Annotated in this window: 19 protein-coding genes; 2 read left to right on the top strand and 17 right to left on the bottom strand. The window is 65.1% G+C overall.

Going from position 1 to position 22,670, the window contains the following annotated elements; genetic code table 11:
• Positions 1-4: 4 nt before the first annotated feature.
• From IVB50_RS01250 to IVB50_RS01230, 5 genes are all read right to left on the bottom strand, one after another.
• Positions 5-1,663, bottom strand: coding sequence for a hydantoinase B/oxoprolinase family protein (locus IVB50_RS01250; protein ID WP_018453765.1), 1,659 nt, complete (start codon positions 1,661-1,663; stop codon positions 5-7).
• 2 nt (positions 1,664-1,665) lie between these two features.
• Entirely contained in the window at positions 1,666-3,750 is a 2,085-nt protein-coding gene (locus tag IVB50_RS01245; RefSeq protein WP_247294041.1) for a hydantoinase/oxoprolinase family protein, read from the bottom strand.
• A gap of 141 nt (positions 3,751-3,891) precedes the next feature.
• Positions 3,892-4,698, bottom strand: a complete 807-nt coding sequence (locus tag IVB50_RS01240; RefSeq protein WP_018453763.1) for an NAD-dependent protein deacetylase — start codon at positions 4,696-4,698, stop codon at positions 3,892-3,894.
• Between the two features lie 52 nt (positions 4,699-4,750).
• Positions 4,751-5,587: an SDR family oxidoreductase gene (locus IVB50_RS01235; protein WP_247294038.1), complete on the bottom strand. Its 837-nt coding sequence runs from the start codon at positions 5,585-5,587 to the stop codon at positions 4,751-4,753.
• An 80-nt stretch (positions 5,588-5,667) separates the two neighbouring features.
• Entirely contained in the window at positions 5,668-6,981 is a 1,314-nt protein-coding gene (locus IVB50_RS01230; RefSeq protein WP_085394694.1) for a solute carrier family 23 protein, read from the bottom strand.
• Positions 6,982-7,105: 124 nt separating this feature from the next.
• Here IVB50_RS01230 and IVB50_RS01225 point away from each other — a divergent pair, with 124 nt between their 5' ends.
• The gene (locus IVB50_RS01225; RefSeq protein WP_018453760.1) at positions 7,106-8,440 is read left to right on the top strand and encodes a dicarboxylate/amino acid:cation symporter; all 1,335 of its coding nucleotides are present in this window, start codon (positions 7,106-7,108) and stop codon (positions 8,438-8,440) included.
• Positions 8,441-8,627: 187 nt separating this feature from the next.
• Here IVB50_RS01225 and IVB50_RS01220 read toward each other — a convergent pair whose 3' ends face one another.
• From IVB50_RS01220 to IVB50_RS01175, 10 genes are all read right to left on the bottom strand, one after another.
• Complete coding sequence (locus IVB50_RS01220; RefSeq protein ID WP_247294036.1) at positions 8,628-10,241, bottom strand: ABC-F family ATP-binding cassette domain-containing protein; 1,614 nt, start codon at positions 10,239-10,241, stop codon at positions 8,628-8,630.
• 171 nt (positions 10,242-10,412) lie between these two features.
• Positions 10,413-10,760 carry a RidA family protein gene (locus tag IVB50_RS01215; RefSeq protein ID WP_007596366.1) on the bottom strand — a complete coding sequence of 116 codons (348 nt, stop codon included), beginning with the start codon at positions 10,758-10,760 and terminating at the stop codon, positions 10,413-10,415.
• 14 nt (positions 10,761-10,774) lie between these two features.
• On the bottom strand, positions 10,775-11,896 hold the full coding sequence (locus IVB50_RS01210; RefSeq protein WP_018453758.1) for an FAD-dependent oxidoreductase: 1,122 nt from the start codon (positions 11,894-11,896) through the stop codon (positions 10,775-10,777).
• On the bottom strand, positions 11,893-13,311 hold the full coding sequence (locus tag IVB50_RS01205; protein ID WP_018453757.1) for a (2Fe-2S)-binding protein: 1,419 nt from the start codon (positions 13,309-13,311) through the stop codon (positions 11,893-11,895). Before IVB50_RS01205 ends, IVB50_RS01210 begins: the two co-directional genes overlap by 4 nt.
• Complete coding sequence (locus IVB50_RS01200; protein ID WP_018453756.1) at positions 13,308-13,604, bottom strand: (2Fe-2S)-binding protein; 297 nt, start codon at positions 13,602-13,604, stop codon at positions 13,308-13,310. The genes IVB50_RS01205 and IVB50_RS01200 overlap by 4 nt, the downstream gene beginning before the upstream one ends.
• Before the next feature lie 19 nt (positions 13,605-13,623).
• Positions 13,624-14,760, bottom strand: coding sequence for an FAD-dependent oxidoreductase (locus tag IVB50_RS01195; RefSeq protein WP_018453755.1), 1,137 nt, complete (start codon positions 14,758-14,760; stop codon positions 13,624-13,626).
• 8 nt (positions 14,761-14,768) lie between these two features.
• The gene (locus IVB50_RS01190; RefSeq protein WP_247294034.1) at positions 14,769-15,575 is read right to left on the bottom strand and encodes an ABC transporter permease; all 807 of its coding nucleotides are present in this window, start codon (positions 15,573-15,575) and stop codon (positions 14,769-14,771) included.
• Positions 15,572-16,447: an ABC transporter permease gene (locus IVB50_RS01185; RefSeq protein ID WP_018453753.1), complete on the bottom strand. Its 876-nt coding sequence runs from the start codon at positions 16,445-16,447 to the stop codon at positions 15,572-15,574. The genes IVB50_RS01190 and IVB50_RS01185 overlap by 4 nt, the downstream gene beginning before the upstream one ends.
• Entirely contained in the window at positions 16,444-17,478 is a 1,035-nt protein-coding gene (locus IVB50_RS01180) for an ABC transporter ATP-binding protein (RefSeq protein WP_247294024.1), read from the bottom strand. The genes IVB50_RS01185 and IVB50_RS01180 overlap by 4 nt, the downstream gene beginning before the upstream one ends.
• A 23-nt stretch (positions 17,479-17,501) precedes the next feature.
• Positions 17,502-18,536, bottom strand: a complete 1,035-nt coding sequence (locus IVB50_RS01175) for an ABC transporter substrate-binding protein (protein WP_018453751.1) — start codon at positions 18,534-18,536, stop codon at positions 17,502-17,504.
• 272 nt (positions 18,537-18,808) lie between these two features.
• Between IVB50_RS01175 and IVB50_RS01170 the strand changes: the two genes are divergently transcribed.
• Positions 18,809-19,723 carry a LysR substrate-binding domain-containing protein gene (locus IVB50_RS01170; protein ID WP_018453750.1) on the top strand — a complete coding sequence of 305 codons (915 nt, stop codon included), beginning with the start codon at positions 18,809-18,811 and terminating at the stop codon, positions 19,721-19,723.
• Here the strand turns inward: IVB50_RS01170 and IVB50_RS01165 are convergent.
• Positions 19,713-21,086, bottom strand: a complete 1,374-nt coding sequence (locus tag IVB50_RS01165) for an amidohydrolase family protein (protein WP_018453749.1) — start codon at positions 21,084-21,086, stop codon at positions 19,713-19,715. The two genes, IVB50_RS01170 and IVB50_RS01165, sit on opposite strands and share 11 nt — an antisense overlap.
• Entirely contained in the window at positions 21,083-22,666 is a 1,584-nt protein-coding gene (locus IVB50_RS01160) for an ABC transporter substrate-binding protein (RefSeq protein WP_018453748.1), read from the bottom strand. Before IVB50_RS01160 ends, IVB50_RS01165 begins: the two co-directional genes overlap by 4 nt.
• Positions 22,667-22,670: the final 4 nt, after the last annotated feature.

Genomic DNA, 22,670 nt, shown 5'->3' with positions numbered 1-22,670 from the left:
AGCGTCATCGCGTGTGCCCATAAATTTCAACCGCATTGTCGGCAGACACGAGGCCGCTTTCGATGTCGTCGTTGACGGCTGTCGGCGCGCGCTCCCGGGGATCGCCGATGCCGGCGCCGCCTGGTGTCAGCACCACCAGCCGGTCGTCCGGCGGCACCTGCTGAAAGCCTTTTCCACGCAGCTTCTTGCCGGACTTCAGGCCGACATAGCCGGCCTCGCCGTTCTTGCCGCCATCACGTCCGCGTGGCGGATGATCGATGCGATCGAATGCCGCCAGGATGTCGAACGGCCCATCGACACCGCTGCCGACCTCGATGATCTGGCCGAGGCCCCCGCGGGTTCGCCCTGCCCCGCCGGAATCCGGACGCAGTTCCTTGCGCCAGAAGATCAGCGGCGTCTGCGTCTCGGCGATCTCAACCGGCGTGCCGCGCACGCCGCTGGGATAGGCGGTCGCCGACAGCCCGTCCTTCGCGAAGCGCGCGCCGGTCCCGCCATTGGAGGTCACCGCCATCGAAAATCCGTAATTGCCGCCGGCGCCCGAGCGGGTCTGGCCGCGCACGTTGAGATTCCACAGGCACGAGGTGCCTTCCGCGGGCACGCGCTCGGGAATGATCTGGCGCAGGCAGCCGAACACGACATCGGGCAGCATCTGGCCGATGATGTGGCGCGAGGCGACCGGCGCCGGCTTTGGCGCATTGAGGATCGCGCCTTTGGGAGCCGACACCGTCAGTGGCGAGAGCGAACCGGCATTGTTCGGAATCTGGGAGGCGACGACGCAGCCGAGACCGAACACGGTGTAAGCGATGGTGTAGGACAGAGGCACGTTGATGCCGAACCTGGACGCGGCCGAGGTGCCGTCGAAGTCGACGTGGATGCCTTCGTCCGAGATCGTCAGCACGGCGGCCAGCGTGACCGGCTCATCATAGCCGTCGACCACCATGGTGTTGCGCCAGCTGCCTTTCGGCAGTTTGGCGATCTCGGCCAGCACGGCCTCGCGCGAGCGGTCGCAGATGTAGTCGCCGAGCGCATCGAGCGAGTCGATGCCGAACTCGGTCATCATCTCGACCAGGCGCTCGCAGCCGACGTCGTTGCAGCCGGCGAGCGAATAGGTATCGCCCTCGGTGTCGATCGGCAGCCGCGTGTTGGTGCGGATCATCGCCATCAGCGTCTCGTTGACGACGCCCTGGTCGATCAGCTTCAGCATGGGGATGTAGAGCCCCTCCATGAACACGTCGGTGGCGTCGGGTCCGAAGCCGATGCCGCCGATGTCCATGAGATGGCTGGTGCAGGAAAACAGCGCGACCGGCTTGCCGTCCTTGAAGCAGGGCGTGGTGACGACGAAATCGTTGAGATGGCCGGTGCCCATCCAGGGATCGTTGGTGATGTAGGCGTCGCCCTCCTTCATCGTCTCGATCGGAAAGTGGGCGATGAAGTGCTTGACCGATTCCGCCATCGAGTTGACGTGGCCGGGCGTGCCGGTCACCGCCTGCGCCAGCATCCGTCCCTTGAGGTCGAACACGCCGGCCGAGAGGTCGCCGCATTCGCGCACGATCGGGCTGAAGGCCGTGCGGAGCAGCACCTGCGCCTGCTCCTCGACCACGGCGATCAGCCGGTGCCACATGATCTGAAGGTCGATCAGGCTCGCGCCGCTTGCCTTGCTCATGATCAGGCCGCCTTCCGTTCCATGACGATGCTGCCGGCACCGTCGATATGGGCATCAAAACTGTTGGAGACGAACGTCGAGGTCTCGTCCTCCGCGATCACGGCGGGACCTGCAATCGTCGCGCCTGGCGCCATGTCCTCGCGGCGATAGAGCGGGATCTCGATCACCTCCCCGACCCGGCCATCGAAGAACTTGCGGCTGCCGGTCGCCTTCCCGGCGGGCTTGCGCGTAACGGCCGCGACAATAGGCGGATTGCGCGCCTCGGTCGTCGCAAGCACCGACCAGCTCAAGACCTCGATCGCCGCACCCGGGATCGGCCGCTCGAACATCACCGCATAATCCGCCTCGAACTTCTGACGCAGGCCGGCCAGATCGGCCGTCGCCAGCCGCCGGTTCGGCAGTTCGATCGAGATCTCATGGCCTTGACCGACATAGCGCATGAAGGCCGCGCGGCGCTCGCGGACCGGCGCGCCTGCCGCACCCGTCTCGACCAGCGCACGCGCTTCGGTCACCATCTCCTGGAGCAGATCGGAGACCCCTTCGGTGTCGAAATCGTCGAGCCGCACATGACGGCTGCGCACCAGCTCGTAGGCGATCGGAGCCGCGAGGAAGCCAACGGCCGAGCCGACGCCGGCATTGGAAGGAACGATCACGCGGGAGACACCGATCTTCTGGGCGACGCGCGCCGCATGCAGAGGCGCCGCGCCGCCGAAGGCGATCAGCGTGTGCTGACCGACAATCTCACCGCGCTCGACCGCATGCACGCGCGCCGCGCTCGCCATGTTCTCGCAGACGACCTCGTGCACGGCATAGGCCGCAGTCTCTGCCGACAGACCCAGCGGCTCGCCGACGCTGCGCAGCAGCGCCTGCTTCGAGAGTTCAGGGTCGAGCTTGATCGTGCCACCCGCGAAGTCGTCCGGATCGATCATGCCGAGCGCGACGTCGGCATCCGTCACGGCCGGGCGCAGGCCGCCGCGGCCGTAGCAGGCGGGCCCGGGCTCCGACGAGGCACTCTCAGGACCGACCGTGACGCGCTTCATCGCATCGACATGGGCGATCGAGCCGCCGCCGGCGCCGATCTCGACCATCTCGATCACGGGAATCCGCACCGGCAGACCCGAACCTTTCAGGAAGCGCGCTGCGCGATCGACCTCGAACACGCGCGAGGTCTCGGGCTGGTATTTTTCGATCAGACAGATCTTTGCCGTGGTACCGCCCATATCGAAGGACAGCACCTTGCTCTCGCCGAGACGCGCCGCGATCTGCGCCGCGAAAATGGCGCCGCCGGCAGGACCGGATTCGACGAGGCGCACCGGAAAGCGCCGCGCCGTCTCGATCGAGGTGACACCGCCGCCGGAGGTGACGAGATAGATCGCGCCGCGGTACTGCTCGACCTGCAAGGCGTCGGACATGCGAGCGAGATAACCATCGATTAGCGGCTGCACATAGGCGTTGGCCACTGCAGTCGATGTGCGCTCATATTCGCGGATCTCCGGGCACACCGCGGACGATACGGTCACGGAAATGCCGGGCATCTCCTCACTGATGATCGCGGCCGTGCGGCGCTCGTGCTCGGGATTGGCGTAGGAGTGCAGGAACGCGATTGCGACGCTCTCGACGTTCAGCGCGCGCAATCTTGGCGCGAGCGCGCGCACCGCCGCTTCGTCCAACGGGAGGCGGACGGCGCCATGCGCGTCGATGCGCTCGGGCACGGTGAAGCGCAAAGATCGCGGCGCCAGCGGCTTCGGCTTGTCGATGGAGAGGTCATACTGGTCGTAGCGGCTCTCGGTGCCGATATCGAGCACGTCGCGAAAGCCCTCGGTCGCGATCAACGCCGTCTTGGCGCCGCGACGCTCGATGATGGCGTTGGTCGCGAGCGTCGTGCCGTGAATGAAGACGTCGATGTCGCTGATATAGGCGCGCGCATCAGCGAGAATGAGCCGCATGCCGTCCAGCACCGCCTCTTCCGGCCGCTGCGGCGTCGTCAGCAATTTGCGCGTCTTGCGCACCTCGCCCACGTCCAGCACGATGTCGGTGAACGTGCCACCGATATCGACGGCAAGCCGCACCTCGGCTCCCTCAAGCATTCCAAACTCTCCGTGCTGATCGTCAAGACCGAGGACAAAAGCGCAGCAATTTCCATGCCATGGATGACAGGAACATGCTGCCGTCCAGCTATTCTGCTTGGCACCCATGCAATAGGCAAGGCGTGTTCGCAGGCCGCGCGATCAGAGCAGGAATGCAAGCGCCGCTTCGCAGCGCTCCTCGACCTTCAGCGTGAGGAGATCATCGGCGCGGGTGCGTCCGAGATTGACCGCAGCGATCGGGATTTGCCGTTGCGCGGCCGCCTGCACAAAGCGGAAACCGGAATAGACCATCAGTGACGAGCCGACGATGAGCATGGCGTCCGCCTGCGCCAGATGATCCTGCGCGGTCACGACCACGTCGCGCGGGACGGTCTCGCCGAAGAACACGACGTCGGGCTTGAGGATGCCGCCGCAGGATTCGCAGGCCGGCACCTTGAACGACGAAAAATCCGCATGCTCCAGGTCCGCATCGCCGTCGGGCGCATCGGCCGCGTCGAGCGTCAACCATTCCGCATTGGCGTGGCCGAGCGTCTTCTGGAATTCGCTCCGCGGGGTCTTTTGACCGCAGCCCATGCAGCGGACCAGATCGAGCCGGCCGTGCAGGTCGATCACCTGGCGGTGGCCGGCGGATTGATGCAGCCGGTCGACGTTCTGGGTCAGCAGCATTCCGCAACGCCCGCTCGCCTCGAGCCGGGCGAGCGCGTGATGCGCATCGTTCGGCCTCGCCTGGCCGAACCGCCGCCAGCCGATCAGGCTGCGCGCCCAATAGCGCCGACGCGTATGCTCTTCCGACATGAAAGCCTGGAAGTTCACCGGCTGGGTCCGCTTCCAGTTGCCGTGACTGTCGCGATAATCGGGGATGCCCGAATTGGTGCTGCAGCCAGCGCCGGTCAGCACGAACAGATTTTCGTGCCGTCCGACGAAATCGCGGAGCGGATGATTTGCCATGACGCAGATGTAGTCTGCGCAGGCCGGTTTTGCCAGATGGCGAGGAAGCCCGCTAGCTTGCCCAGTTCTCGCGGAATTCGGGAAACAGCGTCAGACCTCCGCACGCATAGATGGTCTGCCCCGTGATGTAGCTGGCCTCATCCGAGGCGAGGAAGGCGAACACGCCGGCGATCTCCTCCGGCGTGCCGACACGGCCGAGCGGAATGTGGCTGGTGACCACACCGCGCTTTTCCGGATCGCCGGTCCAGGCCGCGTTGATTGGGGTGTCGATCGCGCCTGGACCGACCGCATTGACGCGAATGCCGCGGCCGGCGAATTCGAGTGCCAGCGTGCGTGTCAGATTGGCCATGCCGCCCTTGCTGATGGAATAGGCGAGGTAGCCGGGTTTCGGGATGATCTGGTGGACGCTGGAGCAATTGATGATGCTGCCGCCTGCGCCGCGCGCAACGAAATGCGCGAGCGCCTTCTGGGCGCAGAGCACGGCGCCGTTGAGATTGACGTCGATGATGCGGCGATAGGTGTCGATGTCGAGCGCCTCGCTCGGCGATTCCCGCTGGAAGCCCGCATTGTTGACCAGGCAGTCGAGACGCTTCCAGCGCGCCAGGATCGTCTCGAACATCGCGGCTACGTCCTGCTCGTTGCTGACGTCGGCCCTGACGACGATATGGTCGAGCTTGCCGTGGCCGCGATCGCTCGATGCCGTACGCGCGGACGCGAGCACCTCCTCTGCCTTTTCCGGATGATCGACATAGTTGATGGCGACGGTCGCGCCTTCCTGGGCAAGCCGAATGGCGACGGCGCGGCCGATGCCTTGCGAGGCGCCCGTCACCAGCGCGTATTGGCCGACGAGGCGCGAAGAAAAGGTGGTCGAGCGGTCGATATGTGGCATCGTTCTTCTCCGGGGGACACATCAACATGGAGGGAACCGGCGTTTTGTTCCATCCGTCGGCGCACCGCTGGGATTCACTCCTAGCGGCGAGCCAGTCGCGAAGTCAGGATCTGGTACAGGATGATGGCGCCAAAGGTTGCGGTGCCGATCCCGCCGATCGTGAAGGCGCCGAATTTGAGCGTGAGGTCGCCGGCGCCTGCGGTGAGCGCGACCGCGACGGTGATCAGGTTTGCCGGACTTGAGAAGTCGACCTTGTTCTCGACCCAGATCCGGCCGGCCATTGCGGCGATCAACCCGAACAGCACGATCGAGAGCCCACCGATGACGGGACCCGGGATCGACAGGACCAGCGCGCCGAATTTCGGCGAGAAGCCGAGCACGATCGACACCATCGCCGCGAAGGCAAACAGCAAGGTCGAATAGACCTTCGTCGCCGCCATGACGCCGATGTTTTCGGCATAGGTGGTGACGCCGGTGCCGCCGCCGCAGGCGGCCACCATGGTCGCGAGGCTGTCGGCAAGCAAGGCGCGGCCGAGATAGTCATCGAGGCTCCGGCCCGTCATGGCGCCGACGGCCTTGATGTGACCGAGGTTCTCGGCGACGAGAATGATCGCGACCGGCGCGATCAGGACGATTGCATCGGCCTGGAAGGTCGGCGTGGTAAGACTCGGCAGGCCGATCCACGACGCAGCCGAAACTTGCGTGAAGTCGATCGGCCTGCCGAAGCCGAGGCCGTTCGCGAACAGCAGGTACAAAAGATATCCGCCGATCGCGCCGAGAATGATCGGCAGGCGGCGCCACAGGCCAGGCGCGCCAACGGCAACCACGCCGATGATCAGAACGGTCGCGAGCCCGATTCCTGTGTCGAACGCATTGGCGCTCACTGCCTTGACCGCCACCGGCGCGAGGTTGAGGCCGATCGCGGCGACCACAGCGCCGGTGACGACCGGCGGCAACAGCTTCTCGATCCAGCCAACCCCCGACCACATCACGACCAGCGCGATCAGGCCGTAGAGGACGCCGGCTCCTACGATGCCGCCAAGCGCAACCGACAGGTTCGGGTTCGGCCCGTGCCCGGCATAGCCTGTGGCGGCGATCACGACCGCGATGAACGCGAAGCTCGAGCCGAGGTAGCTCGGCACGCGCCCCGCGACGATGACGAAGAAGATCAGCGTGCCGATGCCGGAAAACAGCACCGCAACATTGGGATCGAACCCCATCAGCAGCGGCGCGATGATCGTCGAGCCCGACATTGCGACGCAATGCTGGAGACCGGAGACGACGGTCTGGCCAAGCGGCAGCCGCTGCTCGGGCATGATCACGCCGGAGGACTTCAGAATCCAACGCGGAAAATAGCCTTGCGCTCGCTCATCGGAGCCCGTTGCAATCGGCATGTTCCCCCCAGTTGCGGTGCAGCGACAGATCTTCGTGCGAACAGATAAAAATGTGATTGTCGCTTCTGCAGCGGCCATCACATGATGCAAATCAAACAAGATCAATACGTCCGGGGCCTATTCTATGACACACATTGCGATCCAGCCAGCCGTCCACCGCCGGCACCAGCCCTGGTACAAGATCCTCTACATTCAGGTGCTGATCGCGATCGCACTCGGGGTGCTCGTCGGCTATTTCTATCCCGATCTCGGCAAGGCCCTGAAGCCGCTCGGCGACGGTTTCATCGCGCTGATCAAGATGATGATCGCGCCGGTGATCTTCTGCACCGTGGTGCACGGCATCTCCTCGATGGGCGACCTCAAGCGCGTCGGTCGGGTCGGGCTGAAGTCGCTGATCTATTTCGAGACGGTCTCGACCGTGGCGCTCGCGGTCGGCCTGCTGGTCGGCGAGGTGCTCCAGCCCGGGCACGGCTTCAACATCGATCCCGCCACGATCGACCCGAAATCGGTGGCGACCTACGTCACCAAGGCCAAGGAAGAAGGCATCGTCGCCCATCTGATGGCGATCATCCCCGACAGCTATCTGGGCGCCATCGCACGCGGCGATCTGTTGCAGGTGCTACTGATCTCGATCCTGTCGGGCTTCGCCATCGCGTTCCTCGGCAAGGCCGGCGAGCCCATTGCGGAGGCGATCGACAAGGCCGCAAAGATGTTCTTCGGCATCATCCGCATCATCGTGCGCGTCGCCCCGATCGGAGCGTTCGGCGCGATGGCGTTCACCGTCGGTGCCTACGGCCTCGGTTCGCTGCTCAACCTCGCGGCCCTGATCGGCACGTTCTATCTCACCAGCATCCTGTTCGTGGTGGTCGTGCTCGGCGCAATCGCGCGGCTCGCCGGCTTCTCGATCTTGCGTTTCATCGCCTACATCAAGGACGAGCTGCTGATCGTGCTCGGCACCTCGTCATCAGAAACGGTGCTGCCGCAGATGATCCAGAAGATGGAGCATCTCGGCGCCTCGCGTTCGGTGGTCGGCCTCGTCATTCCGACCGGTTACAGCTTCAACCTCGACGGCACCAACATCTACATGACGCTGGCAACGCTGTTCCTGGCGCAGGCGACCAATACCCATCTGACCATCTGGCAGGAGCTCGGCATTCTCGGCATCGCCATGATCACCTCGAAGGGCGCCTCTGGCGTGACGGGGGCGGGCTTCATCACGCTGGCGGCGACGCTCTCGATCGTGCCCGACATCCCGATCCAGTCGATTGCGATCCTGGTCGGCATCGACAAGTTCATGAGCGAGTGCCGCGCGCTGACCAATCTGATCGGCAACGGCGTCGCCTGTGTCGTCATCAGCATCTCCGAAGGCGAGCTCGACCGCGATGCGCTGCACGAGACCATGGCCCATCCGCTGGAGATGGGTGAGGCGCTCGAACCGGGCGGCAGCGCCGCCTCCTAGGCCGCGCGCAGGTTGGGCGGCGTCCGGTTCCAACGCGGTAGTTTCCCGGAGTGGTAAATTGGAGCGACGCGAGTCACAACTGCTGCGTTGGGATCACGGATTGATACTCATCTTTTTCCACCCGACGCGCTGGGGGCAGGGCGTCGGGTTTTTGAAAATTGTCGTCGTGCCGAACCGCAAAGCGGGATCAAATGATCCTGCAACCGGCGCGCTGCCTCGGGGCAGCAAGATCGAGCCGTCGGGTAATCCCGATCGCCTGCAAAAACGCCTCATCATGACTGACGACGAGCAGCGCGCCGTCATAGGCCCTCAAGCCCGCTTCGACGGCTTCGATGGATTCGATGTCCAGATGATTGGTCGGCTCGTCGAGGATCAGCAGCGACGGCGGCATCGCTCCGCCCAGCACGCAGGCAAGGCCTGCACGAAACATCTGCCCGCCGCTCAAATGTCCCGCAATCTGCAAGGCGGCATCGGCTCGAAACATGAACCGGGCCAGCGCCGCATGGCATTCATTTGCACCCGCCTTCGGATGGAAGCGCCTGAAGTTATCCAGGATGGAGACCGCGGGATCGAGCAGGCTGGCCTTCTGATCGAACAGCGCAAGATCCGGCCTGACCCGCATGGTGCCGGAGAGCGGACGTAGTTCGCCGGCGACGAGTTTCAGCAGCGTCGTCTTGCCGGAACCGTTGGGTCCGACAATTGCCAGGCGCTCCGGACCAACGATCGCGAGCGATAGATCGCGCAAGACTTCCCGGTCCGGCCGATAGCCGGCGCTGACGCAATCGAGCCAAACCACCTCCCTGCCCGCTGGCAGCCGGGTCGAGGGCAGCTTCACCGACAGCGGCTGAAGAATCTCGATGCGCCGGCGCGCCGTATCAAGGGCCTCAAGCGCATCCGCACGCCGCCGCTCGGCGATCTGCGCGGTCTTGCCGCCGGTGTCTTCGCTACGGTCCTTGCGTGCGCCGGCCAGGATGCGCGGCATGTCGCCCTTGGCGCGCTTCTTCTTGCCCCCGCCGTCCTTGCGCGCTTTCCTCTCCGCGGCCTCCTGCGCTTTCCCGTCGATCTCGGACAGGCGCCTCTGGGCATGCGCGAGGTCGTGCCTGACAGCCGCGAGCGCAACGGCTTTCTGCTCGCAATAACTGCTCCAATTGCCGCCGTATCGCGTAGCTCCGAGCGACCTCAGCTCGACGATCGCATCCATGGTTTCGAGCAGGCTCCGATCGTGGCTGACGACGATCGCCCCACCGCGCCAAGACGCAAGGAAATCGATCACCGCCTTGCGCCCCTCCCGATCGAGATTGTTGGTGGGCTCGTCGAGCAGCAGGAAGTCTGGCTCCGCAAAGATCAGCGCGGCCAGACGAACCCGCGTGACCTGCCCGCCCGACAGGCGGTCGAGCTCGATCTCCGGAGCGACGTCGAACCCGACACGCGCAAGGGCGGACGTAAGCCGTGTTTCGAGGGTCCAATCGACCTCGGAAACCTCCTCGGCCAAGGCATCCCCGCGCTCGGCACGGCGAAGCACATCGAGCGCGGCTCGCGCACCGAACAGGTCGATCACCTTCGCGCCCGCAAGGGGCTGGACGTCCTGGCGCAACAGACCAACGGTTCCGTTGATAGCAACGCGCCCCGATTGAGGAATGTGCTCTCGCGAAATCGACGCAAGCAGCGTCGTCTTCCCGACGCCGTTGCGGCCGACGAGGCCGGTCCGCTCGGCGCCGAACGTCAGATCGATATTGGAAAAAAGAGAGCGGCCGTCAGGCGAGGACAGCGACAGGTTGGACAGGATGATGGAAGCAGGCATGGAATTCCCCGTGAGCAAGGCAGGTCGGCTTTGCGGTCGGGGTCAAATCCATGGATCTCGAATATCCTGTTTGAGGGCTCTCTAACTAATCCCATCGAAGGGCGAGATCAAGGCGAGGCTCTGAGGAACGACGGCGCGCGGAGCGCCGACGTCCGCCGCAGGCCCGCGCGATCAACCCTTGAGCGCGGTGACCACGACCTCGATCAGCGCGCTGCCGCCGAGATCGGCGACGCCGACGGTGGCGCGGGTCGGCAGATTGTCGCCGAAGAACTCGGTCCAGACCGCGTCCATCTCCTTCTTCTTGGAAAGGTCCGTGACGAAGATCGAGGTGCTCACGACGCGCGACTTGTCGGTGCCCGCTTCCTTCAGATAGCCGGCGATCTTGCCGAGGATGTTGCGGGTCTGCTCGCCCATCGACACAGAGGTGTCGTCGGCGATGGTGCCGCCAATGAAGACGAAGCCGTTGGCTTCGACGGCGCGGTGCATGATGGGCGTGCGGATGCTGCGGGTAATGCTCATGATGTCCTCTTTTGCTAGAGCGTGGAGGGGTGGAAACGGTCGATGCCGAGATCGCCGATGCGGGTCTGGGTGCCGCCGTTGACGATCAGCTCCGCCATGACGGCGCCCGCGCCGGGGCCGAGCTGGAAACCGTGCAGCGAAAAACCGAATTGGTGATAGAGGCCCTTGTGCCGGCTGCTCGGTCCAAACACGGGCAGATCGTCCTTGGTCTTGGCCTCGATGCCGGCCCAGGCCCGCATGATCGTCGCGTCGCGCATGACCGGGAACAGCTCGAACACGGTGCGGGCGCTGGTCGCGAGGCTTTTCCAGTCCAACACCGTCTCGTTGCGATCCTGATGGGGCGTAGCCAAATGGCCGCCGCCGATCAGCACCGTGCCGTTCTTGAATTGCTTGAAGGACAGCTTGCGGCCGCGCAGGATCACGACCGGATCGATGAAATGCGGCACGCGCGAGGTGATCATCAACATCGGCGCCACCGTCTCGACCGGAACGGGCTCACCGAGCGCGGCTGCGATGGTCCCGGCCCAGGCGCCGGCGGCATTGACGAGCACCGGCGCGGCAAAGCTCTCGGCGCCGACATCGACATGCCAGAGACCATCGGTGTGCCGGATATTCGTGGCGGCAATGCCCTCGCGCACGGTCGCACCTAGTTGCTCCGCCTTGCGACGGAACGCCGTCGTCGCCTGCGCGGGATTGGCCGCACCGTCGCGGCGCGAGACCACGCCGCCGGGACAGGTCTCGGCCACCGCCGGCACGAGGCGCCGCAGCTCTGCGGCATCGATCAGCTCTTCGTGGGTGAAGCCGAGCGCGTTGAGCTCGGCCACACGTGCGCGGCAGACCGCGAGTTCCTCTTCGTTCTCGGCGACGAGGACCTGGCCATAGCTCTCAAAGCTGCAATCGTCGTCGAGGAGATCGGTGATCTTCTCCCAGATACCCATCGAGCGGATCGAAAGCGGGATTTCGGGGATGTGCCGCGCAAGCTGGCGCACGCCGCCGGCGTTGACACCGGAAGCGTGCCGGCCGGCATAGTCCTTCTCGATCAGCACCGGCTTGAGGCCGGCGAGACACAGATATAGCGCGGTCGAGCACCCGTGGATGCCGCCGCCGACGACGATCGCATCCACGTTTTTCGTCATCCGCGCACCACCGCCTTGATGTCGTCTGCGCTCTTCGGAACGGCGGCGAGCTCGGCGAGCGTGATCGGCTTGACCGGCGCGCGCAGCCGGTAATAGCCAATCTCCTGCGGGCTCTTGCCCCGCGCCTGCGCCATCAGCTCGGTGACGGTGAGGCCGCAGAGCCGGCCCTGGCACGGCCCCATGCCGGTGCGGCGGTAGGCCTTGAGCTGGTTCGGCCCGGTCGCGCCGATCGCGACGGCGTCGAGAATATCCTTTGCGGTGACCTCCTCACAGCGACAGACGATGGTGTCGCCTGCGGGAATGCGAAACTGCGGCGCCGGCCGGAACAGCGTGTCGAGAAAAACGCGACCACGTTCGGCCTTGGCGAGATCGGCGCGGAGGCTCGCCATCGGCGCAGATTTTTTTGCAGCCGCAGGCGCCAACGCCTCCACTGCCGCGCGTGCCGCGATGCGGCCGCGCACTACGGCTGCGTTCGCCCCGCCGATGCCGGCGCCGTCGCCAGCAATCGCAATGCCGGCGACCGACGAATTGCCGCTGGCATCCAGCACCGGAGACCAGCACAATTGCAAATCATCCCAGCGATGCTCGATTCCGGCCGCCATCGCCAGATTGACGTTGGGCACGACGCCCTGGTGCAGCAGCAAGAGATCCGCAAGGACGGTCTCGCGTTTGCCGCCGGCGACATAGCTGACGTTCGCGAGTTGGCCGTCACCAGAGGCAGCAAGCTCGCTGACACCTGAGACGACCTGCACCTTCGCCTTCACCTCGCGCATCATCGACAAGCCCTTGGCGAAATACGGCGAGGTCAGGAAAGCGAAAGCGTGGGGGAGTGCGGCGAAATAGTTTCCGCGCTCGGTGGTGTCGAGAATGCGATCGATGCGACCGCCGAGACGCAAGATCTGCGCGGCGAGCAGCCAGAGCAGCGGCCCCTGCCCCGCGATCACCGTGCGGCCATCCGGCACCAGGGCCGATGTTTTCAACATGGTCTGCGCGGCGCCCGCGGTCATCACGCCCGGAAGCGTCCACCCGGGAATCGGAAACGGCCGCTCCAGCGCGCCGGTCGCGAGGATCACGCGCCTGGCCTTGACGAAGGCGGACGCGCCGCCGACCGAGACGGCGATATCGAGATTGCGATCGAGGCTCCAGACCGTTGCGCGCTGAATGACCTCCGCGTTGCCTGCGCGTAGCGCCTGCACGAGATCGGTACCGACCCAATAGTCCTCACCGAGCTGGCTGCGGTCGGTCACCGGCGTCGAGGCGATGGCACGAAACACCTGGCCTCCGGGGCCGATATTCTCGTCGAGCAGCAGCGTGGACAGGCCGGCTTCGGCGGCCGTCGCGGCGGCGGCAAGGCCGGCAGGCCCGGCCCCGATCACCACGACGTCATATTCTTCGCGCTTGGGAGCCACAGTCATTTCCCGATCTCCCGCTTGCCCTTCTGAATCTCGATCTGCATGCCGTCGGTGACCGGCACCAGGCAGCCCTGTCGGTTGCCGACGCCATCGATGGTGACGAGGCAATCGAAGCACACGCCCATCATGCAATAGGGCAAACGCAGCGCCCCGCTGACTGCGGTCGAACGGCGTGCATCGCAGCTCGAGGCCAGCAGCGCGGCGGAGACGGTGTCGCCCTGCCGCGCCGCGACGGCAACGCCATCGACGAAGATTTGCACCGCTGGCCGCTTGTCCTGCTCGGATCGTTTGAACATCCTGGCTCCTTCAATGTCCCTAGTAGCCGCTGTTGTTCGCGGCACCGGCGGCGCCAAAACGGCTGGCCGAGAACGCGCCGACCAGCTCGGGCTCGAGCGCGCCTTGCGCAACCATCCGCGCGATCTCGAAGGCGTGGTTGGAGGCGAGTGTCACCCCGGAGTGGCAGCAGGCGACGAAGGCACCGGGATGCGTCTCCGACTGGTCGTAGATCGGAAAGCCGTCCTGCGGCATGACGCGGATGCCGGCCCAGCTCCGGACCACGTTGAGCCGCGCGAGATGCGGAAACATGCGCTGGGCGCGATCCGTCATCACGGCGCTGATCGAGTGCTTCAGCGCGCGATCGTCGAGCTCGTCTTCCTTGCTGTCGCCGATCATCACCGTGCCCTCGTCGGTCTGGCGGATCGTGGTCAGCGGATGCGGCAGAAAGGGCATGGTGCGCTCGGTCACCACGATCTGGCCGCGGGTCGGGCCCATCGGGGCGTGGAGACCGACCATCGGCGCCAGGGTCTGGTTAGCATTGCCGGCGGCGAGCACGATCTTGGCGGCACGGAGCTCGCCCTGCGGCGTCGTCAGGCAGAATTCGCCGCTGCTCCTGCTGATCGCCGAGACCGGGCGCTCCGGAAGATAGTCGATGCCGAATGCCTTGAAGCCGGTGTGGAACGCACGAAACGTGCGCAGCGAATTGACGTGACCGTCGAGTGGACAATAACTGCCGCCGGAGACCTCGGGCCCGATCAGCGGCAGCGCCTTCTTCACCTCGGATGCCGGCAGCATCTCCATCTTGTAATCGGCGGCACCCGTCTGGTTGTGCATGCGCTTGACCAGCTCGGCGCGCTGACCGAACTCGTCCTCGCCAAGCGTCAGATGAAAACCGCCGTTCTGCTGAAGCGAGACATCGAGGCCGGTCTGCTGCTTCAGCTCCGAGGCGAGCCTGCTCCACGCCTGTGACGCCTGCACCGTCCAGACGGTATAGGCTGGCATGCCGAGCCCCTTGCTCTGGACCCAAACCAGCGCAAAGTTCGCGCGTGAGGCGCGCTTGGTGATGTCGCCTTCGTCGAGCACGGCCACCTTCTTGCCGAGTCTTCCCAGGCCCCAGGCGATGGCGGAGCCGAGCAATCCGCCGCCGACGACGGCGACGTCGTAATCTGTTCGCATGGATTCTCCTATCGCCCTGTATCGCCCTTGCCGGCGAGCACGCGGTCGAGCCCGTAGAAGCGATCGAGCAGAATGAGGGCGGTCATGGTGATCGCGATCACGCAGGCCGAGACGGACGTCACCAGCGGATCGATGTTGTCCTGGATGTAGAGGAACATGCGCACCGGCAGTGTTTCGGTGCCGGGTCCCGCGAGGAAGACGGTCATGGTGAGATCGTCGAAGGACTGGATGAAGGCGAGCGCCCAGCCGCTGATGACGCCGGGCAGGATCAACGGCAGCGTCACGCGGCGGAATAGCGTCCAGCCGCCGGCACCGAGCGAGACCGCCGCCATCTCGACCGAAAGGTCCATGCCGGTCGCCGCCGCCAGGGTCAGCCGTAGCGCGAACGGAAACACGATGATGACATGCGCGATGATCAGCGCGGCGAAGCTGCCGCCCATCCCGGCCGAGGTGAAGAAGCGCAGGAACGCGATGCCGAGCACGACATGCGGGATCATCAGCGGCGAGAGAAAGAGGGCCGCGAGCGCATCACGGCCGCGGAAGCGATAGCGCGCGATCGCGAGCGCCGCCGGTACCGCGAATAATAGCGCGACGAACGACGATAGTGCGCCCAGGCCAAGGCTGACCCAGAAAGCATGGACGAATTCGGGATAGTTGGCGATCGCCAAGAACCAGCGCAACGAAAAACCGTTTGTCGGCAACGACAGGAAGCCTTCAGGCGTGAACGCAACGAGGCAGACGACGAGGATCGGCGCCACCATGACGATGACAAAGATGGTGTGGAAGATCAGCGCGAGCGGGCCATTCCGGCTCATCGGAACACCTCCGCGTAACGGCGCTCGATCAGTGCGTTGCTGCCGACGACGATCAAGACCAGCGCGGCCAGCAGCAGCGTGGCGACCGCCGCCCCCAGCGGCCAGTTCAGCGTGTTGAGGAACTCGTCATAGGCCAGCGTCGCCGCGACCTTGAGTCGACGGCCGCCGATGATGGCGGGCGTCGCAAACGCGCTGGCCGAGAGCGAGAACACGATGATCGCCCCAGACAGCACGCCCGGCATGATCTGCGGCATGATGATGCGGTGGATGATGGTCGCAGGGCCGGCGCCGAGCGACATCGCGGCATTCTCGATCTGCGGATCGAGCCGCTGCAGCGCCGCCCACACCGACAGCACCATGAACGGCATCATCACGTGCGCGAGTGCGACCACCATGCCGGTTTCGGTGAACATGAAGGGGATAGGCGCGCGGATCAGCCCGGCCGACATCAGCAGCTTATTGACGAGGCCGTTGTTGCCGCCGAACAGCAGCGCCCAGCCGAGCGTCCGCGCCACCACGGAAATCAGCAACGGCCCCAGGATGACCAGGAGAAAAACGCTCTTCCAGCGTCCGCTCATGCGGTTGAGGATGTAGGCTTCGGGTGCACCGAGCACGGCGGTGAGCAGCGTAGTCAGGATCGCGATGCGAAACGTCCGCCCGAACATCTCGGCGTAATAGGGATCGGTTACGATCTCATGCCAGTTCTTGAGGATGAAGACCGGCTCGATGCCCTTGTACTGGCCCCAATCATGGAAGGACAGCATCACGGTCATTGCCAGCGGAATCAGGAGCACGCCGACGAACAGCATCAAAGCGGGCGCCGTCAGCGCCCAGGGCGTGCGTGCGTTTCGTTCCTCGGCGGAAGCGCTCATGCGACGCCCCTCACGCTCATGTCCTCGGGCCGCCAGGTGAGGTGAACGGCCTCGCCTTCGACCGGCTGCGACCGGCCGTCATTCTGGCGGATCACGGTCGCCGGGCCGCATTCGCTCTCGCACTGGAACAGCCAGTGATTGCCCTGGAAGATGCGTGTGACGATCTTTGCGCTGAGGCCCGCGTCGCCAAAGTCGATCCGCTCGGGGCGAATGCTAATGGTGACGGGACCGCCGCGCCCGACATGCGCAGGCGCGCTCCACGAGCCGACAATCAATCGCCCAGGCGCACTGGTCCGATCGATCGTCGCGGCAAAGTCGTTGGTCTTTCCCAAAAACTGCGAGACGAAGGCCGAGGCCGGCTTCTCATAAGTCTCTTGCGGCGTGCCGATCTGCTCGATCCGGCCCTGGCTCATCACCACGATGCGGTCGGACAACGACATCGCCTCGTTCTGGTCGTGGGTGACGAGGATCGTGGTGGTGCCGATGGTACGCTGGATCTGGCGCAGCTCGATCTGCATCTCCTCGCGCAGCTTGGCGTCGAGATTCGATAGCGGCTCGTCGAGCAACAGCACGCTCGGCTTGATCACCAGCGCGCGCGCCAGCGCCACGCGCTGCTGCTGGCCGCCGGACATGCGACGCGGATGGCGATCCTCGTAGCCGGCAAGCCCGACCATCGCGAGCGCTGCGCGAACGCGCTCGGTCCGTTCGCCGCGCGGCACATTGCGCATCTCGAGCCCGAAGGCGACATTCTCGGCCGCGGTCATGTGCGGAAACAGCGCGTAGCTCTGGAACACGATCCCGAGCCCGCGTTTGGCCGGATGGATCGCGGTCAGATCCTTGCCTTGCAGCCGGATCGCGCCGCGGGTGGGATCGAGGAAGCCCGCGATCATCTGCAGGGTCGTGGTCTTGCCGCAGCCGGAGGGGCCGAGAAAGGAGACGAACTCCCCCTTCCCGACCGCGAGACTGAAGTCGTCGACGACAGTCTGCGCTCCGAATTGCTTGGCGACCCCTTCGAGCTCGAGATAGGCCATCGCACTGTCTCCGGGATGACCGATCAGCGCTCGACCTCGCGATTCCAGCGCTTGGTCCATTCCTCGCGCTTCTCGTTGATGACGGTCCAGTCCGGATTATAGAGCTTTGCCGCGCGCTCGCCGATCGGCGCCATCTTGCCGAGCTCGGGCGGGATCACCAGCGATTTCAGCACCGGGCCGTAGCCGTAATCCTTCAGCATCACGAGCTGGATCTTGGGTTCGAGCAGCATCTTGACGAAGCTAGACGCAAGCGGCGAGGCGTTCGGCTTGGTGATCGGACAGGCGGTCGTCAGCAACGTCGCGGCGCCCTCCTTCGGATAGACGAAATCGACGGGGAAGCCGGTATTGGCAAAGCTCTGCACGCGGCCGGTGCCCCACACCGCGATCACAGCCTGCCCGGACTGGAACAGCTCGGTCATCTTGCCCGGCGACGGCTCATAGGCGAGCACGTTCGGATTGATCTGCTCCTTGAAGATCTTGAAGCCGGAATCGACATTGGACTCGCCGCCGCCATTCATCTTCGACAGCATCACCAGCGCTTCGAGGCCATAGGTGTTGTTGATCGGCGGGATCACGAGCTGCTTGGCGTATTTCGTGTCCTTGAGATCGTTCCAGGAGGTCGGCGGCGCCCAGCCCTTCTCCGCAAACACCTTGGTGTTGTACATCAGGCCGGTCGCGACGATGCCGATCGCGACCGCACGATCGTCCTTGAAGCGCGCGGTGTCGTAGAGATCGGTCGGCAGGCCATCGAGCTTGCCGCAGAAGCCGAGTTGGATCGCCTGGTACATCGGGCCGTCGTCAACGATGGCGACGTCGATCTGCTGGTTGCCCTTCTGCGCCTGGAGCTTGGCCAGCGTGTCGGTGGAGTTGCCGGCGACGTACTCGACCTTGACGCCGTTCTCCTTCTCAAAAGTCGGGATCACCTCGTCGCGGATGGTCTTCTCGAACGAGCCGCCATAGCCGGCGACATAGAGCGTCTTTTGCTGAGCCGTGGCAACCGAGGGGGCGGCGATGAGGGCCGCGATGCTGACCGCTGTCAGAAGGCGAAAAGTCTTCATGTGGTCCGATCTCCATACCGGGATGAGGTGACGTGCCGACGAGTCTCGTTGGCTGAACCTTCCGCATTTCCTTCCGCGCAGATCCCTCTCCGACTAGGGCTCCAGCCCTTGCGCGGCGAATTTTGGCGCGATCCGGAGGTTTAAACCCCTCCAATCTGCCGAAAAAGCGGGCCGTCTCCAGCACTGATGAAAAAGATCGCAAACTCCGGCTTCCATCGTCCAATGAATAATGGCAGCCTCTGCATGCCTAAATATTATGAATGGAAATGGGGATGGCCCGGATCAATTCGCGGCAGGTGGAGGCTTTCCGGGCGACGATGCTGACCGGCAGCGTGACGGAGGCGGCGGCGCTGATGACCGTGACGCAGCCGGCGGTCTCCCGGTTGCTGCGCGACCTCCAGGCGCTGTTGAAGATGGAGCTGTTCGAACGGCGCGGCACCGGCCTCGTGCCGACCGCTGCGGCCATGGCACTCTACACCGAAGTCGAGCGCTCCTTCGTCGGCCTCGAACGCATCACCGCGGCAGCCGAGGAAATCCGCGGCCGCCGCACCGGCTCACTGCGGATCGCGGCACTTCCAGCATTGTCGAATGGCTATTTGCCGCGGCTCACCGGGCACTTCCTGAGGGAGCGGCCGAACCTCAACCTCGCTTTCTTCGGCGTGATCTCGCCGATCGTGGTCGACTGGGTACTGAACAATCAGTGCGACGTCGGCTTTGCCGAGGTGCCCATCGCGCATTCGGGCTTGCCGAGCCAGAAGCTGCCGGCGCCCGCGCGTGTGGCTGTACTGCCCACCGGTCACCGCCTCGCGGAAAAGGAAGTGCTGGAGCCCCGCGACTTCGAGGGCGAGACTTTCATCTCGCTGTCGGCGGGCTCGTCGAGCCGCCACCTCGTCGACCAGGTCTTCCATCGCCACGATGTCCGCCGCGTGCTCAGGGTCGAGACCACGCTGTCGGAGATCATGTGCGGCATGGTGTCGTCAGGACTTGGCGTCGCCATCTGCGATCCCTTCACCGCCCAGGAATTTTCCACCCGCGGCGTCGTCGTGCGCCGCTTCCTGCCGCGCATCGACTTCGAATTCTCGGCGGTCTTTCCGGCACAGCGCAGCCCCTCGCCGGTAGCGCTCGATCTGGTCGAGACCATACGCAAGGCGCTCGCCGAATTCGACGAGCCACCCCTCAGCCGTTGAACGCCGCCTGTGCCTCCGGCAGGTCCCAGATCTTGCCAATCGCAGCGGTGCCGGCAGCCGTGATCGCCGCCTCGTCGGCGCCGAGATAGCGGCCGGCATCGACCAGCATGCGGCCGTCGACCATGACCTGATCGATATTGGCGCGATTGGCGAGCGCGATCAGCGCGCGGCGCGGGTCGAACAGCGGCTGAAGATGCGGATGGGTGAGATCGACGATCGTGAGGTCGGCGGTCGCGCCCGGCTCGATACGGCCGAGATCGGGCCGCTTGATGACATCGGCCGCGATTGCCGTGTTCGCCTCGATCAACTCGGGCGCGTTCGCGACATCGGCACGCGCCGAGGTGATCTTGGAGATCAGCGACGCCGCATTGAGCTCGCCGAGCAGGTCCATGTTGTAGCCGTCGGTGCCGACCACCGTGCGCACGCCGTGCTCCGCGAACTGGCTGAAGGCCGCGGTGACGCCGGCGCGCGCGAACACGCGCGGGCAGTTGAGAACCGTCATACCGCGCGCGGCCATCAGCTTGAGATCGTCATCGGTGCTGAACATGCAGTGTGCCGCCATCAGGTCGGGCGCCAGCAGGCCGAGCCAGTCGAGATATTGCGCCGGCGTGCGGCCGCCATAGCGCTTGCCGATGGTTTCGACCTCGGCGCGGCTCTGCGCCATATGCGTCGTGACGGGCACGCCGAGCTCGCGTGCCCGCGCGGCACAGGCCCTCAACAGATCAGGCCCGCAGGTGTCGGTGGCATGCGGACTCATCGCAAGGCCGATGCGGCCGTCGCCGCGATTATTCCAGCGCTGGTAGAGTGCATCCCAGGTCGCCATGTCGGCTGTGCCGTCATCGCCGGAATAGTGCACCACGCCGTCGGGGCCGGCCTTGGCGTCCGACGTCGAGAACAGATAGGGCGCGCCGTAGAAGCGGATGCCCATCTCCTCGGCGGCATCGAACATCTCCGGGATCGAGTTGCGGAACGGCTCCATCACCGTGGTGGCGCCGCCCTTCAGGAGTTGGAGGATGCCGAGCCGCGCGACCGCCATGCGCTCTTCCGCCGACAAGATATCTGCACCGCGCTTGGTCAGCGGCAAAAGCACCGTGTAAACGATGCTCTGATTGTTGCGGCGGCCGTTGCCGTCCTCGGTGTGGCTGCGCGCCAGCGCTTCGGAGAAGCAGTGATTGTGCAGGTTCAACAGGCCCGGCAGAACGAAGCGGCCGGGACGGTCATGCACCTCGTCCGCCCGCGGCTTGTCGCGCGTGACCGCGGCAATCTTCTTGCCTTCGACCAGAACCCAATGGTCGCGCAACACGTCCTGCGCGCCGTCCTTGCGTGACAGCACATAGCTGCCGAAGATTGCGATCATGCTCATGCGGGGCGTACGTTCCAGAAGACGGCGGTGCCGTCGAGAATGCCGGTGATGGCTTTGCGATAGGCGGTCGGCTGCTTGTACAGGCCAATCGGAATATAGGGGATTTCCTGGAAAGCCACCGCCTGGATCTCACGGCAGATGCGCTGCTGCTCCGCGAGCTCGGAGGCCGCCAGCCACTGGCTGCGGAGCCCGGCCATCTTCTCGCTCGCATACCAGCCGGCGACCTTGCCCTCACCACGGATATTGGTGTTGCCGGCCGGATTGAGCCAGTCGATGCCCTGCCAGTTGCCGACCGCCGCGCTCCAGCCGCCCTGCCCGATCGGGTCCTTCTTGAGTTGGCGTTGCAGCACCACGGCGAAATCGAGCCCGGCATATTCGACGTTCATGCCGGCCTTGCGCAAGGAGTCGACGGCGATCTCGCCAAGCGGCTTCTGCGCCAGTGAGTTGGTGGGCACGAGCACCACGACCTTCTTGCCATTATACCCCGCGGCCTTGAGATCGGCCTTCACTTTGGCGTAGTCACGCGGGCCGCGGAAGACATCGAGGCCGACATCGCTGGCCATCGGCGTATTCGGCGCGAAATAGCCGATCGGTGAGACCTGGAAGTTCGGATCGGTACCGGCCACCGCGGTCATGAAGGCGGATTGATCGATGGCCCCCAGGAGCGCGCGGCGAACGGCAGGATTGTCGAACGGTGGCTGAAGATGATTGAGGCGCAGCATGCAGGCGTAACCGCGGGGATCGAGGATCCGCGTCTCGATGTCGCCGGCCGCCTTGATGATCGGCAGCAGGTCGTGTGGCGTGGTCTCTTGCCAGTCCTGCTCCCCGGTCTGCAGCGCGGCGACGCCGGTGCCGGCATCGGGCGTGGTGGTCCAGACCACCCGATCGTAGTGCACGATCTTCGGGCCCGCTGTCCAATCCGGTTTGCCGTCCGTGCGCGGCTGATAGCGCTCGAACCTGGCATACGCGTTGCGCGCACCCTGCACGCGCTCGTCGGCGAGATAGCGGAACGGGCCGCTGCCGATCACTTCGGTGAGCGGCTTGAACGGATCCTGGCCCGCCAGCCGCTCCGGCATCATGAAGCACGCGTTGATCGCGGCCTTGCCCAGCGCTTGCGGCAACAGCGGGAATGGACGTTTGAGGCGGAAGCGGATGGTGCGGTCGTCAGTGGCCGACAGCTCGTCAGTCGCCTCCATCAGCTCGCCGCCAAAGCCGTCGCGCGCGGCCCAGCGGCGGATGCTCGCGACGCAGTCGCGGGCGAGCACGCGCTCGCCATCGTGCCAGAACAGACCGTCGCGCAAGCTGAGGTCCCATTGCAGCCGGTCGCCGGAGACGACATGGCCCGACAGCATCTGAGGCGAGACCTGGAGCGAAGAGCTCATGCCGTAGAGCGTGTCGTAGACCATGAAGCCGTGGTTTCGCGACACTTGTGCCGTCGAATAGATGGGATCGACGAAGGCGAGGTCGATCACCGGAATGAAGCGTAGCGTGGTCTGGGATTCGGCGCGCAGGATGCCCGGAAATGACAGCGCCGGCACCGCGGCTACGGCCTTGAGGAGCGAACGGCGGGAGACGGGCATTGCA

It is taken from the genome of Bradyrhizobium sp. 87 (assembly GCF_023073015.1).
Taxonomy (GTDB): domain Bacteria; phylum Pseudomonadota; class Alphaproteobacteria; order Rhizobiales; family Xanthobacteraceae; genus Bradyrhizobium; species Bradyrhizobium canariense_D.
Note: the sequence above shows the minus strand (reverse complement) of the source record. Positions and strands in the feature narration are given on the sequence as shown.